We start from the raw sequence: 16344 nt of genomic DNA on the forward strand, positions 1-16344 counted from the left end.
CGCGACAGCCCTGAGCCGAAAAGGCCCCGACACTGATTCCAGTGTCGGGGCCTTTTGCGTTGTCTATGTCCCAAGTTGCCAACCATGCTGAAGGGTTCTGCGCAGGCGGTAGGAGCTATCTTGGTGGCGATATTCCTCAATTGGCCTCGATTCGCGGGCAAGCCCGCTCCTACAAGGGGCGGATGTCGCGACAAGAGCTAACGACGACATGGCCTTGGCATTGGTTACTTGCTAGAGCGGTTGTTGCAGCTGACCGCGTAGCGCGACCAGTTCCTGCTTGAGCGTGCCGAGCTGTTCCAGCGACAAGCCGCTGGCCTTGAGGATGCAGGCGGGCAGGGCTTTGGCCTGTTCATGCAGGGCGCGGCCCTGGTCGCTCAGGTGCAGGTGCACCACGCGCTCGTCCTGGCTGCTGCGCACGCGATGCAGCAGGCCTTCGGCTTCCAGGCGTTTGAGCAGGGGGGTGAGCGAGCCGGGGTCGGTGAGCAGGCGCGCGCTGATTTCGCCGACGCTGATGCCGTCGCTTTCCCATAGCACCAGCATTGCCAGGTACTGCGGGTAGGTCAGCCCCAGGGCCTGCAGCAGCGGCTTGTAGGTCTTGGTCATCAGCAGCGAGGTGGAATAGAGGGCGAAACACAGCTGGTTATCCAGCAGCAGTTCGGCGCAGGGCTCCACTTGAGTGGTCATGGCAGTCGCCTGTAAGGGTCGGTGGTGCGCATAAAGCTATCGCGCAAACAGCTATTGCGCCAGTCGCTTGTCGAGGCGGGTGCAGGCCGCTGCCCGCACCCTTGCTGAATCAGCCGCATGTCACGCGGGTGATCAGCCCCTGGTCGTCGACGTTCAGGTTGAGGCGCTGGCTGTTGTACTCCAGGGTCACCACGCTGCTTGGGGTGAGTATCCGGGCGCTGCTGGCCGCGGCCTGCAGGCGGGCCTGCTCCAGCAATGCGGGGGTGGCCATCTGGCCCTTGAGGTGCGACACCGCCGCCGAGGTGCACCCCAGTGCCGGGTCGGCGGCAGGCGGTGGTGCTGGGGTGTCGGTGCTGCTGCAGCCGGCAGCAAACAGGGCGCTGGCGAGGACTAGGCTGAGCGAAAGGGTGTGGGTCGACATGAACTCTCCTTGATAAACAGAGTTGCCTACCATAGCAGCTCGGGGGCGGAATGCCTTTAGGGGGCGGGCGATCGCCAGGCACCAGGGGAATTTCAGCGATCGGGGCACCGGGAGGCCGTCGCCGGTGCGTCTGCACACGCGCTGGCGAGGCCCGCTCAGCGATTGCCCAGGTGCGTGCGCAAGAACGGTCCGCGCCTGGGCTGTTGCCGCGAAGTAACGCAGGGGGCGAGGCGAGGGTCTGTTGCCATTTCTCGCGGCAACGCGGCTCATGATGAAACGGTAACAGACCCTAGAACAGTGCGCGGCCGTGATCCAGCTTCTGGTCCACCAGCCATTTGCCGTGGGCCAGGGAAGCACGCTGGGCCTTCTCCAGTTCATCGAGGAAGGCGTAGTCCACCGGCAGGGTCAGGCGCTTGCTGGTGTGGCCCTGCGGATCGGTGATATGGCAGCCGCCGGCCCAGGGGGTGGGGATGCCGGGGTGTTCCAGGATATCGGTGCTGATGCGGTGGTCGCGGTGGACGCAGTGCACGACGGTCATGGGCTTGCCCTCTTGGTCGGGCTGTGACCATCGGCCTTGGCACGGGCACTGGTGGGTGCGAGGCGATGGCTCAGCCTGGTGGCGACAAAGCCAGTTGCGACTGGCTGCTAACACCATAACCCAGCTGGCAGAAGGGTGCGTCCGAACCGACAAACGCACAGGGCCGGCAATGCCCGGCCCTGTGTCTGGCAGCAGGCAGGTTACTCGGCAGCTTCCACTGCCCCGGCCTTGCCCTTGGGCGCAAAGCGCGCAGCCAGGCGCATGGAGGTGGTCACCAGGCGCTGGTAGAAGGCCGGCCATAGGCGCTGCATTCCATCCAGGGCATAGGCGTCCGGGCCGATCAGGATGCGCCGCTTGTTGCCCAGCACACCGTTGATAATCACCTGGGCGGCTTTCTCCGGGGTGGTGCGCAGCAACTGGTCGTTGAACTGCGTACGGGCCTGCTCGGCATTCTGGCCGGTAACCTTGCTCAGGCTGTCGTTCATCCGTGCGGTCTTGGCGATATTGGTCTTGATCCCGCCTGGGTGTACGCAGCTGGCCGACACCCCACAAGCGGCCATATCCAGTTCCTGGCGCAGCGACTCGGTAAAGCCGCGCACGGCGAACTTGGTGGCGTTGTAGGCGCTCATGCCCGGCTGGGCGAACAGGCCGAAGACGCTGGAAACGTTGACGATATGGCCGCTGCCCGACGCCTTGATATGCGGCAGGAAGGCCTTGGTGCCATGGACCACGCCCCAGAAGTTGATGTTCATGATCCACTCGTAGTCGGCGTATTCATTGCCTTCCACGGTGCCGCCCTGGGCTACGCCGGCGTTGTTGAAGATGGCGTTGACCCGGCCAAAGTCGGCCACTACCTGTTCCGCCCAGGCGTGCACGGCCTCGCGGTCGGCGACGTTGACCAGGGTTTCGCTGACCTGCACGCCGAGTTTGCGTGCCTGGGCGGCGGTCTCGGCGAGCCCTTCGCCATTCACATCTGAGAGTGCCAGCTGGCAACCCTGACGAGCCAGGCCGCAGGCCAGGGCGCGGCCGATACCCGAACCGGCCCCGGTGATGGCGGCTACCTTGTTTTCGAACGACTTCATGCGCTCACCTCCTGGGCGATCAATGGAATGGCACTGCTTTGCGCCGGATGAGCGGCCTGCTTGCGGCTGAAGTGATAGGCCGCCGGGTCGAAGGTGCGCGTCAGCAGGCGGAAACGCCAGGTGAAGCCGGGCCATACCGTGCAGTTGCGCCCGCTGACCGGGTGCAGGTACCAGCTCACGCAGCCGCCGGCGTTCCATACGGTATTGCCCAGGCTGCTCTGCAGCTTGCCGTTGAACTTGTCCTGTACCGCCTGCTTGACTTCCAGGCTCTGCAGCTGCTGCTGGCCGACCAGCTTGAGCGCGCCGAGTACGTAATGGATCTGCGACTCGATCATGTAAACCATCGAGTTATGCCCCAGGCCGGTGTTCGGGCCCATCAGGAAGAACAGGTTGGGGAAACCGGCGGTCAGGGTGCCCTTGTAGGCCTGTGGGCCTTCTGGCCAGGTGTCGAGCAGGTCGACGCCGCCGCGGCCGAACACTACGCCGCGCGGCAGTGGGTCGCTGGGGGTGAAGCCGGTGCCGAAGATGATGGCGTCGATCTCGCGCTCCTGGCCATTCTGGGTGCGAATGCTGCCCGCGCGGATTTCCTCGATACCGTCGGTGATCAGGTCGACATTGGGCTGGGTCAGCGCCGGGAAGTAGTCGTTGGAGATCAGCACGCGCTTGCAGCCCATCAGGTAATCCGGGGTGACCTTGGCGCGCAGCACCGGGTCCTTGATCTGCTTGTTGATGTACCACTTGCCGACTTTCTGGGCGATGGTCATCACCTTGGGCAGCATGGCGAAGCCGATCACCCGGCTTTCCAGCATGGCGTAGATCACCCCGCGCCAGAGTTTCTGCAGCAGCGGGAATTGCTTGAAGCGGTCGCGCTCGCGCTCGCTGATGGCGCGGTCCGGCTTGGGCATGATCCAGGGCGCGGTGCGCTGATAGAGGTCGAGCTGGGCCACCTGCTTCTGGATCTGTGGCACGAACTGGATGGACGAGGCACCGGTGCCGATCACCGCCACTTTTTTATCCGTCAGGTCGTAGTCGTGGTCCCACTGTTGGGAGTGGAACACCTTGCCCTTGAACGTGCTCAGGCCATTGAGGGCCGGGATCGACGGCGTGGACAGCGCGCCCATGCCGGATACCACGAACTGCGCGGTGTAGCTGTTACCGGCGCGGTCGCTGATGTGCCACAGCTCCTCCTGCTCGTCCCAGGCCAGACGGGCGATCTCGGTATTGAGCAGGGTGTGGTTGCTCAGGCGGTACTTTTCCCAGCAACCTTCCAGGTAGCCCTGGATCTCCGGCTGCTTGGCGAACATGCGCGTCCAGTTGGGGTTCTGCTCGAAGGAGAAGGAGTACAGGTGCGATTGCACATCGCAGCCACAGCCCGGGTAGTTGTTGACTCGCCAGGTACCGCCGACGCCGGCTTCTTTCTCGAACAGCAGGAAGTCGTGTTCGCCTTCCTGCTTGAGGCGGATGGCCATACCCAGGCCGGAAAAACCGCTGCCGATAATGGCAACCTTGCAGTGACGGGCAGAACCGGGGGGTGATACGGACGCATTCATGGCCAAGCTCCTGTTATGTTTATTGCTGGCGTATACAGCTGTATACCAAAGTAGACAGTTGTATACTCGCCAGCAAGTGCCTTTATCACCAACCAACTTTTAGCTAGGGTTTGCCATGTACGCCGATTCGGATGAGCGTCAGCAGGACTCGGAAAAGACCAGCGAAGCACCGGGTAAACGCCTGTTACTGGACGCAGCGTTACGTCTCACCTCAACCAGCCGCAGCCTGAGCAATCTGGGCCTGCGCGAGCTGGCGCGCGAGGCGGGGCTCAATCCCAACACCTTCTACCGGCATTTCAAGGATGTGGATGATCTTGGCCTGACGGTGATTCGGCAGATTTCCACCCAGTTGCGCCAGCCCTTGCGCGATCTGCGCCGGGAAGCGGCCGAGCGGGCGGTGCAGTCGATCCAGGCGAGCTCACCGATGCTGTTCGGCATCGACTTGCAGCGCGGGCGGCGGGTCTGCCATGAAACCGTGCAGCTGTTCTTCGATTTCGTCGCGCAGAACCCCGAGGCCTTTATTATCGGCGTGCGCGAGTTGCATGGCGCTTCGCCGGTGTTGCGCACGGCGCTGGAGGACGTCATGGATGAGTTCGCGAGCGATATGGCCGAGGACATCGTGGCCTTCAAGCTGCTGCCGAAAATGGTCGACGCCGCCGTGGTTCTGCAGGTCTCCAACCTGATCAGTCGTAACCTGTTTCAGTTATCCCTCGACTATATCGGCCAGCCTGAGCGCCGCACGGCGATCTGCGCCCTGGCCGAGGAGCAGATCGTCATGCTGTTTACCGGTGCCAGTGTGTTGCAGAGCCTGGGCCAGCTTAAATTGCCGGTCGAGTAGGCGCGCGGCCTCTGGCACACTGATATCAATCAAGCCGCCGTCACAGGCCTGGGCTTATCCTGGCTCTGCACTGGTGCGCGGCCGGACTGCAGGCCATTTTCAGTATTTTCGCTAGGGACCGCCCATGATCGAAGCCACCTGGATCGCTTTTGCCTTTGTCATGGGGTTGGCGGCACGCGCTATCGGCTTGCCACCGCTGGTCGGCTACCTGGCCGCCGGTTTTACCCTGGCCGGCTTTGGCGGCCATATTGGTGTCGGTCCGCGCGACAGCGTGGCGCTGGAACATATCGCCCACTTGGGTGTGCTGCTGTTGCTGTTTACCGTTGGCCTCAAACTCAAGCTGAGCAACCTGGTGCGCCGCGAGGTGATCGGTGGTGGCCTTCTGCACTTCGCCATCTCCAGCCTGATCTTCCTGCCGGCCATCATGCTGATTCTCGACCTGACCTGGCAGCAGGGCCTGCTGCTGGCGATTGCCCTGTCGTTCTCCAGTACCGTGCTGGCGGCCAAGGTGCTGGAAGGCAAGCGCGAGTTGCGCGCCTTTCACGGTCGGGTGGCGATCGGCGTGCTGATCATCCAGGACCTGATCGCCTTGGTGGTGATGAGCCTGGCCAGCGGTAAGGTGCCCTCTGCCTGGGCGTTGCTGCTGTTCGGCCTGCCGCTGTTGCGGCCCCTGCTGTTCCGTCTGCTCGATGCCAGTGGCCACGAGGAATTGATGGTGCTGCTCGGCCTGCTGCTGGCCCTGGTGGTGGGCGGGCATGGCTTCGAACAACTGGGCCTGAGTTCCGAGCTGGGCGCGCTGGCCTTCGGCGCGATGCTGGCCAAGCACAAGCGGGCCACCGAGCTGTCCAACTCGCTGTGGGGCATCAAGGAAGTGTTTCTGGTCGGCTTCTTTCTGCAGATCGGCATCGGTGGCCTGCCGGATGGCGAGGCCCTGCTGTTCGCCATCGCCATGGCCGTGCTGCTGCCGCTCAAGGGGATGCTGTTCTTCTTCCTGTTTATGCTGTTTCGCCTGCGCGCGCGTAGCGCCTTCCTCACCGGCGTGAGCCTGACCAACTACAGCGAATTCGGCCTGATCATGGCTAGCGTGGTGTTGCCGCAGTGGATGATCCCGCTGGCCATCACCGTGGCCCTGTCGTTTGTCATTTCCGCGCCGCTCAACCGTATTGCTCACCCGCTCTATGAGCGCCTGGCCAAGCGCCTGATCCCTCTGGAGCGCAATATCCGCCACCCCGATGAGCAGCCGGTGTCCCTCGGCGATGCCCAGGTGCTGGTAATGGGCATGGGCCGCACCGGGCGCGCCGCTTACGACTACCTGCGGGAGAAGGGCTACCGGGTGGTGGGGCTCGACTCCGACCCCGTGGTGATCGAGCAGAGCACCAAGGCCGGACGTCAGGTGCTGTTCGCCGACGGCGAGGATCAGATGCTCTGGCAGCAGCTCGAGATGCCGCATATCGATGCGGTGATTCTGGCCCTGAACGATGCCGAGGCGAAGATCATCGCCACCGAGAAGCTGCGTGAGCGCGGCTTTGCCGGCCTACTGGTGTCCCATGCGATGTACGAGGACATCGCCCGGCGCATCCAGCAGGCCGGGGCCGATCGTACCTACCTGACCATGAGCGAGGCCGGGGCCGGCCTCGCCGAACATGTCTACCGTGATCTCGAACAGCGCGGCCAAAGCCGCCGCGGTTGAGCGACGGGCCCTGCCGGGGCGGCTTAGTTAAAGCCCAGGCGCTGACGCCAGCGTTGTTCCAGCGCCTTGCTGTCGTGGTCCAGCGGATGGAAGCCGGGACGGTAGTAGTCCAGGTAGGGCAGCAGCAGTTTGGTCAGGAAGCCGTTGCGCGGGCCGAACAGCATCTTCAGGCCCTTGCCCCAGCTGCGCCAGTTGAACAGCTGGCCGTCCTTGCGCAGCAGGTGCACCTGAAACCAGCCGATCACGCCGAAGAAGATCAGCGAGGTGATGGCCATCATGATGGTGCGGGTGAAGTAGCCGCCGTAGACCTTCTGGTACACGTCGTAGCAGACCGCCTTGTGCTCGTTTTCCTCGATGGCGTGCCACATCCACAGCTGATACAGCTTGGGATCGTTCATCTGGGTGGTCAGGTCTTCGCGCTGCAATAGCTGCTCGGCCATGGTCGCGGTGAAATGCTCCAGGGCGCAGGTGGCGGCCAGGCGCTGTTTCTTGGTGGTGATCTTGGTCACCCACTCCAGCAGCACCTTGATTCGCAGCTCCAGACGCTCCAGGTCGATGCCGTGCTCGGCGGCGTAGTCGTTGTAGGCGGCGTGCTCCTTGGAGTGCATGGCCTCCTGGCCGATAAAGGCGCTGATGTCCTTCTTCAGCTGCGGCTCGCTGACCTGATCGCGCACGGCGCGCACGCTGTCGACGAAGAACTTCTCGCCATAGGGAAACAGCGACGACAGGTTGTTCATGAAGTGGCTCATAAAGGGGTCGCCGGCGAACCAGAATTTCTGGCTTTCGCTGAAGCTGAAATCCATGCGGCGAACCGGGAAACTGGCGCTGGGGGTGCTGCTTTTGGCTGTCATAAGGGCGACTCCTGGGCATATTGGTCGCTGTGCGACCGCTCTTGTTATCAGGCGGGATCGACAGCGCGATGGCTGTCTGTGGCCGTGATTTATCTTTAGCCCGGAGCGTTTCTGGCGCGAGGTCATTCCTGGCCAGGGCGGCCGTTTTAGCGCCAACTTATGGTTAGTTGTCCGACAGTTTGTCGCCGGCGGATAGCTCTCTGACGCAGCGGCCTGTGCTTATCTGTCAGGCCTGCGATCTCCTCGAGTGGATGCTACCCAGCCCGCTGCACGTAGGCGTGGATCGTGCCCGCGAATAGGCCATGCCCGGCAAACTCATCGCGGGCATGGCCCACCCCTACAAGTCGTAACCCGAATACGCCGCGGCACGCGGCGCAATCCGGGAACCCCCGAGCGGGGCTCACTCAGCGCTGCTGGCGCAGCTCGGCCACTTCCGTGCGCAGGGCGCGCAGTTCATCGAGCAGCAACTGTTCGGTTCGCGACGGCGGGGCTAGCAGGGCGTCCTGGTCGTGGGTGGCTTGCATGGCATTGACCACCACCGCGATAAACAGGTTGAGCATCATAAAGGTGGCGATCAGGATAAATGGCAGGAAGTACAGCCAGGCCAGAGGAAAGGTCTCCATGACCGGGCGCACGATGCCCATCGACCAGCTTTCCAGGGTCATCACCTGGAACAGCGTGTAGAGGCTGGCCCCCAGGCTGCCGAACCAGTCGGGGAAGGCCTCGCCGAACAGCTGGGTGGCCATCACCGCGGCCACGTAGAACACCAGGCCCAGCAGCATGGCGATGCTGCCCATCCCCGGCAGGGAGGACAGCAGCGCCTGGACCACCCGACGCATGTCCGGGTTGATCGAAATCAGCCGCAGTACACGCAACACCCGCAACGCGCGCAGCACGGCGAAGGGGCCGCTGGCCGGCACCAGGGCGATGCCTACCACCAGGCAGTCGAACACCGCCCAGGGATCGCGCAGCAGGCCGAGGCCGCGGGCAGCGAAGCGCAGGCCCAGTTCGAGGATAAACAGCACCAGGATCAGTTGATCCAGGCCCAGCAGCAGACCGCCCCATTGCGCCATCAGGGCGGGTGAGGTCTGCATGCCGAGGATCGCGGCGTTGAGGATGATCAGCGTGGTGACCAGGCGGGTGATGGTCTTGCTTTCCATCAGCGCAGTCAGGCGCAAGCGCCAAGTCGTGGAACTCGGGGTCAGGCTGTATTCGGGCATGGTTTATTGGTCGTTAAGGGCGAAGGCGGTGAGGGTAAAGGTCGGGATACCGATGTCTTGGAGTTTCTGCGAGCCGCCCAGTTCCGGCAGGTCGATAATCGCCGCGGCCTCGTAGATGCTCGCGCCCATGCGCCGGACAAGCTGTGCGGCGGCCAGCAGGGTTCCGCCGGTGGCGATCAGGTCATCGAACATGACGATCTTGTCGCCCTCGCAGAGGCTGTCGGCATGGACTTCGAGCAGGGCTTCGCCGTACTCGGTGTGATAGCGCTCGCTGAGCACCTCGGCGGGCAGCTTGCCCTGCTTGCGGAACAGGATCAGTGGCTTGTTCAACTCGTAGGCGATGATCGAACCGACCAGAAAGCCACGCGCGTCCATGGCCCCGATATGGCTGAATTCGGCCTCGACATAACGCTGGATAAAGCTGTCGGCCACCATGCGCAGGGCGCGCGGCGACTGGAACAGCGGGGTGATGTCACGGAAGATCACGCCGGGTTTGGGGAAGTCCTTAACCGGGCGGATCAGGGTTTTGATGCTGAACTCGTCGAAAATCATCCTGGGTGTCCTGGCCGTTGCAGGTCAATCAGCCCTCGAGATTACCGCCAGCCAGGGCGCACAGCTCGATGGGATCGAGAATATGCACTTCCTTGCCTTCGGCTTCGAGCAGCTTGTTCTGTTGGAAGCGAGTGAATACGCGAGACACGGTCTCCACCGCAAGGCCCAAATAGTTACCAATTTCGTTACGCGACATGGCCAGGCGGAACTGGTTGGCGGAGAAACCGCGGGCACGGAAACGCGCCGACAGGTTGACCAGGAAGGTGGCGATGCGTTCGTCGGCGGTTTTCTTCGAAAGCAGGAGCATCATCTGCTGATCGTCGCGGATCTCGCGGCTCATGATGCGCATCAGCTGGCGGCGCAGTTGCGGCAGCTTCACCGCCAGTTCGTCCAGGCGCTCGAAGGGGATCTCGCACACCGAGGTGGTTTCCAGGGCCATGGCCGATACCGGGTAGATTTCGCTGTCCATGCCGGACAGCCCGACCAGTTCGCTGGGCAGGTGAAAGCCGGTGATCTGCTCGTCGCCGCCGTCGCTCAGGCTGAAGGTCTTCAGCGCGCCGGAGCGCACCGCGAATACCGAGTTGAAGGCGTCACCCTGGCGGAACAGGAACTCGCCCTTCTTCAGGGGGCGGCCGCGTTTGACGATATTGTCCAGGGCGTCCATGTCTTCCATGTTCAGCGAAAGCGGCAGACACAGGCTGGCCAAGCTGCAGTCATTGCAATGAACGTGGTGGGGGCTGTGCAACTTGATGCTTTCGGACATCTGCAGCGCTTCCTTGGTTAAACACACAATGCCAGTAAGGTTACAGCAGGGCGAGGCATGCAGCCACTCAGACTGAAGTCTGACCGGGCGCTCAAGTTTGCCGGCCGATGGTCGACATTCCAAGGGATGTTCCCGGGTCTGCAAGGAGCGCCCGCATGCGAGTGGAATCGACTGTGCCGAGTAACCGTCTGAGCATAGCACTGCAGCGCCGGAACGCTGCGGCCGAGGGCAGCCATGAGGATGGCCAGGCGCTGCGTGATGGTTTGCGGGTGAGCCTGTCCGCGCTGGGCAAGGCGCGTTCCGCTGCGGCGCAGAAAAATCGTGATATCGATGAAAGCAGCCTGCCGGACGGGGTCAAGCAGACCCTCAAGATGATCCGTGCGCTCAAGGCGCAGATCGCGCAGAAGAAGGCCGAGTTGACGGCGTTGATGGCCGATCAGGGCCTCGATGCGGATACCCGGCGTTTGCGCATCGAGGCTCTGCAGGGTGAGCTGGCTTCGTTGCAGGGGGCGTTGAGCAGCGCCAGCGCGATGCTGCTCAAGGCGGTGCGGGAGCAGGGGTTGAGCGCCCAGCAGATGCAGGAAGTGGCCACGTTGAGCATCAACTAGGCGACCAAACCCTGCGTGTTATGCCAAGAGACCGCGGCCTGGCCTGGTGCGCACGGCGCACCCTACGGGGGCGTGGAACACTTGGCAGACCCTAGATCACCCGGGAAAAGCGCTGACGATTGTGTTCGGTGAGGTAGTGATCGAACAGCATGCACAGCGAGCGCACCAGCAGGCGGCCGGCCGGACGCACCTCTATTCCCTGCTGATCCAGCTGGATCAGGCCGTCCAGGGCCATCTGCTGCAGTTGCGGCCAAATTTCGCCGAAGTAGCTGCGAAAATCTATTGAGTAAGCCTGTTCGATCTCTGCGAAGCTCAGGTGGAAATGGCAGATCAGCTGCTGGATTACCGCTCGGCGCAGGCGGTCGTCGGCGTTGCAGTGCAGGCCGCGCACCGTGGCCAGTTCGCCCTGGGCCAGGCTGTCCTGATAGTGGCTCAGGTCGGTGTTGTTCTGGCAGTAGAGGTCGCCGATCTGGCTGATCGACGACACCCCGAGACCGATCAGGTCGCAGTGGCCATGGGTGGTGTAACCCTGGAAGTTGCGCTGCAGGCTGCCGTCTTCCTGGGCGCTGGCCAGTTCGTCGTCGGGCAGGGCGAAGTGATCCATGCCGACATAGCGGTAACCGGCGGCGCTCAGTTGCTCGATGCTGGCCTGTAGCATGGCCAGCTTGTCACCGGCGCTGGGCAGGTCGGCGCTATTGATCCGCCGTTGCGGCATAAAGCGCTCGGGCAAGTGGGCGTAGTTGAACAGCGACAGACGATCGGGCTGCAGGGTGATCACTTCGTCGACGGTTCGGGCGAAGCGCTCCGGGGTCTGTAGCGGCAGGCCGTAGATCAGGTCGATATTCACCGAGCGAAATTGCAGTGTGCGCGCCGCCTCGACGATGGCGCGGGTCTCTTCCAGGGTCTGCAGGCGGTTGACCGCACGCTGTACGGCCGGGTCGAGGTCCTGCACGCCGAGGCTGACGCGGTTGAAACCCAGCTCGCGGAGCAGGCCCATGGTCGACCAGTCGGCCTCGCGCGGGTCGATCTCGATGCTGTAGTCGCCGGAATCGTCATCCAGCAGGTGGAAATGCTGGCGCAGCTGCGCCATCAGCTGGCGCAGCTCGTCGTGGCTGAGAAAGGTCGGGGTGCCGCCACCGAAGTGCAGTTGTTCGACCACCTGATTACGGTCCAGGTGACGGCCGATGATCTCGATCTCCCGCTGCAGTTTTTCAAGATAGGGCAGGGCGCGACCGCGATCCTTGGTGATCACCTTGTTGCAGGCGCAGTAGTAGCAGATGTGCGCGCAGAACGGGATATGCACATACAGCGACAGCGGGCGCTGGGCTTTGCGGCTGTCGCGTAGGGCGTGCAGCATGTCGAACTGGCCGATCCCTTCATGGAACTGTACGGCGGTCGGGTAGGAGGTATAGCGGGGGCCGGCCTGATCGTAGCGACGGATCAGGTTGATGTCCCATTGGATGGCGTCGAGCATGCGGGCATTCCCGGTTTGGCTAGCAGTAGCGGGAAGTCTAAGAGTGCCGCGCCGGGGGTGTTTTGACCTGTATCAAACGGCAAGCCAGTAGGAGCCCGCTTGCTGGTGATGCAGGCGACAGGGGTGCCAGCAGCCTGCAGATGAGCGCTTCAATGGCCCATTAGCCAGTGCTGGTGCGGGCCGGGCAGGGTCCATAGGCCGAACAGCATGACCAGAATGCCGCCGGCCATGCGCACGCCCCGTTGGCGCAGTAGGGCGGTCAAGCGCTCGGCGGCCATGCCGGTGGCCAGCAGTACCGGTAGAGTGCCGAGACCGAAGGCCAGCATAAGGGCGGCGCTGTCGAGGGCATTGCCCTGGCTGGCGGCCCAAAGCAGGGTGCTGTAGACCAGGCCGCAGGGCAGCCAGCCCCACAGGCTGCCCAAGGCCAGGGCGCGGGGCAGGCTGGTGACCGGCATAAAGCGTCGGGTCAGTGGCTGGATATGCCGCCACAGGCCGCGGCCCAGGCCTTCGATGCGGGTCAGGCCGCTCCACCAGCCGGCCAGGTACAGGCCCATGGCGATCAGCAGCAGCGCGGCCACCACCCGCAGGCCCATCACCAGTGGGCTGGCCGCCACTGCCCAGCCGGCCAGGCCGAGCAGCAGGCCGGCCAGGCTGTAGCTGAGGATGCGCCCCAGGTTATAGCTCAGCAGCAGCTGAAAACGGCGTGAACGTTGCTCGGGGGGGATGGCCAGGGTCAGCGCACCCATCAGCCCGCCGCACATGCCCAGGCAATGGCCGCCACCGAGCAGGCCGAGGATCAGCGCGGAAACCAGCAGCGGGAGCAGATCAGGCACCGGGCTTGTCCTCGGGACGGGGCGGGGGGCTGTCCTGCTGGGCCTGGTTGACCGCCGCCTGGTGCTTGGGGTCTTCGTCGTCGAACAGGATGCTGTGGGCCGGGCCGTCGAGGTCATCGTACTGGCCGCTGTCCACTGCCCAGAAGAACAGCCAGATGGCAAAGCCCACCAGGGCAATGGCGACCGGGATCAGGATATAGAGGGCGGGCATAGAATCTCCGGATTCGGGCAATACGTAGGGTGATCGGGGCGCGTAGCCGTCGCTTTTTACATCCGCCATGGTGGCGCGCTGGTGGAGCAGTGACGCCTGATCCGGCCTACGGGCGCGTGAGCCGCAAGGCATTCAACACTACCAGCAATGAGCTGACTGACATGCCCAGCGCGGCCCAGATCGGGGTGATCCAGCCCATGGCGGCGAAGGGCAGCACCAGGCCATTGTACAGGCTGGCCCAGGTCAGGTTCTCGATGATGATGCGGCGGGTGCGTTGCGCCATGTGTAGCGCCTGCACCAGGCTGCTCAGGCGGTTGGACAGCAGTACCGCATCGGCGCTGGTCTTGGCCAGGTCGGTGGCGCTGCCCATGGCCACGCTGATATCGGCAGCGGCCAGCACCGGCACATCGTTGACTCCGTCGCCCAGCATCAGTACCCGCCGGCCCTCTGCATGCAGTTGCCTGAGCACCGCCAGCTTGGCATCCGGGGTCAGGCCGCCGCGGGCGTCCTCGATGCCCAGCTGGCGCGCCACTTCGCCGACCATCGGCGAGCTGTCGCCGGACAGCAGCATGATTCGCCAATGCCGAGCCTTGGCCGCGGCGATCAGTTGCGGCGCATCTTCGCGCAGGCGGTCATCCAGCACGAACCAGGCCAGCGGGCCCTGCTCGTCCCCCAGCAGCAGCCATTGGCCGTGCTCGCCACTGATCGCCGGGGTGGCCTGGCCACTCAATGCGCAGACGAAATCCGCCTGGCCGATACGCAGCAAACGCTTGCCAACCCGCCCTTGCAGGCCCAGGCCCGGGTGGCTGTCGACCTCGTCGGCCGCCGCGCTGGCCTGGCCAAAGGCCCGGGCAATCGGGTGTTCGGAGCGATTTTCCAGAGCCGCGGCCAGGGCCAGGCAGGCATCGCTGTCCAGTGCGCCGAGGGGGTGGATGGCGCTCAGGGTCAGGCGACCTTCGGTGAGGGTGCCAGTCTTGTCGAGAACCAGTGTGTCGATCTGCTTGAGGCCTTCCAGCACATGGCCACGGGTCAGCAGCAGGCCGAGCTTGTGCAGGGAACCGGTGGCGGCGGTCAGCGCCGTGGGGGTGGCCAGGGCCAGGGCGCAGGGGCAGGTGGCGACCAGCAGGGCCAGCACCACCCAGAAGGCGCGCGAGGGGTCGAGCTGCCACCAGACCAGGCCGACCACGGCGGCGACCACCAGGACGATCAGCAGGAACCATTGCGCCACCCGGTCGGCCAACACCGCCAGGCGCGGCTTGTCGCTCTGCGCCCGTTCCAGCAGGCGGACGATGGCCGACAACCGCGTTGCGTCGCCCAGGGCCTGCACTTCGACGCTCAATGGTCCTTCGACATTCAGGGTGCCTGCGGTGACGGCATCACCGACCTTACGCGGCTGCGGCAGGTACTCGCCGGTCAGCAGCGATTCATCGATGCTCGACTGGCCCTGAACAATGCGGCCGTCTGCCGGCAACAGGGCACCGGGCGGCACCAGCACCTGGTCACCGACGCGCAGTTCGCTGAGCAGAATGCGCAGGCTCCGGCCGTCGGCCTCCAGGCGCAGACAGGAGGCTGGCAGCAGTTTGACCAGCTGCGCGGTGGCGGCTGCCGTACGCTCGCGGGCGCGGCGTTCCAGGTAGCGGCCGGCCAGCAGGAACAGGGCAAACATGCCCACGGCATCGAAATACAGTTCGCCCTGGCCGGTGATGGTCGACCAGATGCCGGCGACGTAAGCGCCACCGATGGCCAGGGACACCGATACGTCCATGGTCAGGTGGCGGGTGCGCAGGTCGCGCAGCGCGCCACGGAAGAACTGGCCGCAGCAGTAGAAGACGATGGGGGTGGTGAGAAACAGGCTGACCCAGCGCAGGATCTGGTCCAACTCGGCAGACAGGTCGATATTGAATTCCGGCCAGGTGGCCATGGTCGCCATCATCACCTGCATCCACAGCATGCCGGCCACACCCAACTCGCGCATGGCCCGGCGGTTTTCCCGCTGCAGCTGCTCGGCGGCGGCGTCGGCCTGCCAGGGATGAGCGGCGTAGCCGATCTTGCGCAGGGCCTTGAGCAGGCTGCTGAGCGGCAACTGGCTATCGGCCCAGCGCACCTGCAGGCGGTGGTTGGACAGGTTGAGGTGCGCCTCGTTGACGCCGGGCAGCTCGCGCAGGTGTTTTTCGATCAGCCAGCCGCAGGCCGCGCAGCTGATGCCTTCGATCAGCAGGCAGGTTTCGCTGAGCTCGCCGTCATGCTCGACAAAGGGCTGCTGCACGTCGCGGCGGTCATACAGCGCCAGCTCATCGGGCAGGGCTTGGGGCAGGCTGTGCGGGTTGGCGGCGCTTTCGCTGCGGTGCTTGTAGTAGTGCTCCAGGCCGCCGCTGACGATGGCCTCGGCCACCGCCTGGCAGCCGGGGCAGCACAGTTCGCGGCGGCTGCCGAGAATCTCGGCCTGGAAGCGACTGCCGGCAGGCACCGGCAGGCCACAGTGGTAGCAGGGGGTTGGGCTGGCCATCGCTGCGCTTACTGCTCATCCCCGAGGCGGATGCTGTTGCCGCTGGCGACGTTTTCCTCTTCGAACAGACGCCAGTCCTTGCCGCCTTCCTGGCCAATCAGCTCGACGAAACGACGGCCTTCGACGGCGTCGATCATCTGTCCGCTGTAACTGCCATCGGCCTGGGGTTGCAGGACCACCCGACGGTCGCGTTCCGGCTGGGTTGGCGAGATCAGGTTGAGTACCAGCTGTTGTGGACGGCTATTGCCCTGCAGCTGCAGGCTGGCCACCCCGGTTTCATCGTCGAGCACCAGGGTGGCACTGAGCTTCAGGCGAACCGCATGGTTTTCCCGTTCCAGGGACTGATTGATGCCCTTGCCGACATCGTAATAGTCGTCGGAAATCAGCCCCGGCGGATTCTTTGTGGCGATGGTCAGCAGGGTCAGCCCCTGGATCACCGAGTAGGCCAGCAGGCCAATCAGGAACCAGGGCCAGAATTGCTTGTACCAGGGCTTGATGATGTCGGGGGTTTGTTCGGTCATGG

The 16344-nt window shown here is 64.1% G+C and carries 17 protein-coding genes; 3 read left to right on the forward strand and 14 right to left on the reverse strand.

The annotated features are described in order from the left end of the window. Nucleotides 1–231 precede the first annotated feature (231 nt). The 5 genes from AACY13_RS07760 to AACY13_RS07780 all read right to left on the reverse strand — a co-directional run bounded on the left by AACY13_RS07760 (nt 232) and on the right by AACY13_RS07780 (nt 4275). Nucleotides 232–684 carry a MarR family winged helix-turn-helix transcriptional regulator gene (locus AACY13_RS07760; RefSeq protein WP_339460522.1) on the reverse strand — a complete coding sequence of 151 codons (453 nt, stop codon included), beginning with the start codon at nt 682–684 and terminating at the stop codon, nt 232–234. A 109-nt stretch (nt 685–793) separates the two neighbouring features. After that, nucleotides 794–1105 carry an I78 family peptidase inhibitor gene (locus AACY13_RS07765; RefSeq protein ID WP_339460524.1) on the reverse strand — a complete coding sequence of 104 codons (312 nt, stop codon included), beginning with the start codon at nt 1103–1105 and terminating at the stop codon, nt 794–796. A 289-nt stretch (nt 1106–1394) separates the two neighbouring features. Continuing rightward, complete coding sequence (locus AACY13_RS07770) at nt 1395–1643, reverse strand: hypothetical protein (RefSeq protein ID WP_339460525.1); 249 nt, start codon at nt 1641–1643, stop codon at nt 1395–1397. A gap of 200 nt (nt 1644–1843) precedes the next feature. Then, entirely contained in the window at nt 1844–2725 is an 882-nt protein-coding gene (locus AACY13_RS07775) for an SDR family NAD(P)-dependent oxidoreductase (RefSeq protein WP_339460526.1), read from the reverse strand. After that, nucleotides 2722–4275, reverse strand: a complete 1554-nt coding sequence (locus AACY13_RS07780) for a flavin-containing monooxygenase (RefSeq protein ID WP_339460527.1) — start codon at nt 4273–4275, stop codon at nt 2722–2724. The genes AACY13_RS07775 and AACY13_RS07780 overlap by 4 nt, the downstream gene beginning before the upstream one ends. 115 nt (nt 4276–4390) lie before the next feature. Here AACY13_RS07780 and AACY13_RS07785 point away from each other — a divergent pair, with 115 nt between their 5' ends. After that, entirely contained in the window at nt 4391–5113 is a 723-nt protein-coding gene (locus AACY13_RS07785; RefSeq protein WP_339460528.1) for a TetR family transcriptional regulator, read from the forward strand. Nucleotides 5114–5237: 124 nt separating this feature from the next. Further along, complete coding sequence (locus AACY13_RS07790) at nt 5238–6803, forward strand: cation:proton antiporter family protein (RefSeq protein WP_339460530.1); 1566 nt, start codon at nt 5238–5240, stop codon at nt 6801–6803. A 23-nt stretch (nt 6804–6826) separates the two neighbouring features. Here AACY13_RS07790 and AACY13_RS07795 read toward each other — a convergent pair whose 3' ends face one another. From AACY13_RS07795 to fnr, 4 genes are all read right to left on the reverse strand, one after another. Next, nucleotides 6827–7654: a metal-dependent hydrolase gene (locus AACY13_RS07795; RefSeq protein ID WP_339460531.1), complete on the reverse strand. Its 828-nt coding sequence runs from the start codon at nt 7652–7654 to the stop codon at nt 6827–6829. Between the two features lie 404 nt (nt 7655–8058). After that, nucleotides 8059–8874, reverse strand: coding sequence for an ion transporter (locus tag AACY13_RS07800; RefSeq protein ID WP_339460533.1), 816 nt, complete (start codon nt 8872–8874; stop codon nt 8059–8061). 3 nt (nt 8875–8877) lie between these two features. Further along, nucleotides 8878–9426 (reverse strand): adenine phosphoribosyltransferase, encoded by a 549-nt coding sequence (locus tag AACY13_RS07805; RefSeq protein WP_339460535.1) that lies wholly within the window; start codon nt 9424–9426, stop codon nt 8878–8880. Nucleotides 9427–9454: 28 nt separating this feature from the next. Beyond that, a complete protein-coding gene (gene fnr / locus AACY13_RS07810; protein ID WP_339460537.1) occupies nt 9455–10189 on the reverse strand; it encodes a fumarate/nitrate reduction transcriptional regulator Fnr in 735 nt (244 codons plus the stop codon). Between the two features lie 155 nt (nt 10190–10344). Between fnr and AACY13_RS07815 the strand changes: the two genes are divergently transcribed. Beyond that, nucleotides 10345–10797 carry a hypothetical protein gene (locus AACY13_RS07815; protein WP_339460538.1) on the forward strand — a complete coding sequence of 151 codons (453 nt, stop codon included), beginning with the start codon at nt 10345–10347 and terminating at the stop codon, nt 10795–10797. Nucleotides 10798–10888: 91 nt separating this feature from the next. Here the strand turns inward: AACY13_RS07815 and hemN are convergent, their stop codons facing one another. The 5 genes from hemN to AACY13_RS07840 all read right to left on the reverse strand — a co-directional run bounded on the left by hemN (nt 10889) and on the right by AACY13_RS07840 (nt 16342). After that, entirely contained in the window at nt 10889–12271 is a 1383-nt protein-coding gene (gene hemN / locus AACY13_RS07820) for an oxygen-independent coproporphyrinogen III oxidase (RefSeq protein WP_339460540.1), read from the reverse strand. A 149-nt stretch (nt 12272–12420) separates the two neighbouring features. Continuing rightward, a complete protein-coding gene (locus AACY13_RS07825) occupies nt 12421–13104 on the reverse strand; it encodes a sulfite exporter TauE/SafE family protein (RefSeq protein WP_339460541.1) in 684 nt (227 codons plus the stop codon). Then, on the reverse strand, nt 13097–13315 hold the full coding sequence (gene ccoS / locus AACY13_RS07830; RefSeq protein ID WP_339460543.1) for a cbb3-type cytochrome oxidase assembly protein CcoS: 219 nt from the start codon (nt 13313–13315) through the stop codon (nt 13097–13099). Before ccoS ends, AACY13_RS07825 begins: the two co-directional genes overlap by 8 nt. A gap of 106 nt (nt 13316–13421) precedes the next feature. After that, complete coding sequence (locus AACY13_RS07835; protein WP_339460545.1) at nt 13422–15821, reverse strand: heavy metal translocating P-type ATPase; 2400 nt, start codon at nt 15819–15821, stop codon at nt 13422–13424. 8 nt (nt 15822–15829) lie between these two features. Then, the gene (locus AACY13_RS07840) at nt 15830–16342 is read right to left on the reverse strand and encodes a FixH family protein (RefSeq protein WP_339460547.1); all 513 of its coding nucleotides are present in this window, start codon (nt 16340–16342) and stop codon (nt 15830–15832) included. Nucleotides 16343–16344 lie beyond the last annotated feature (2 nt).

The organism is Pseudomonas sp. EA_105y_Pfl2_R69 (assembly GCF_963970915.1).
GTDB lineage: Bacteria > Pseudomonadota > Gammaproteobacteria > Pseudomonadales > Pseudomonadaceae > Aquipseudomonas.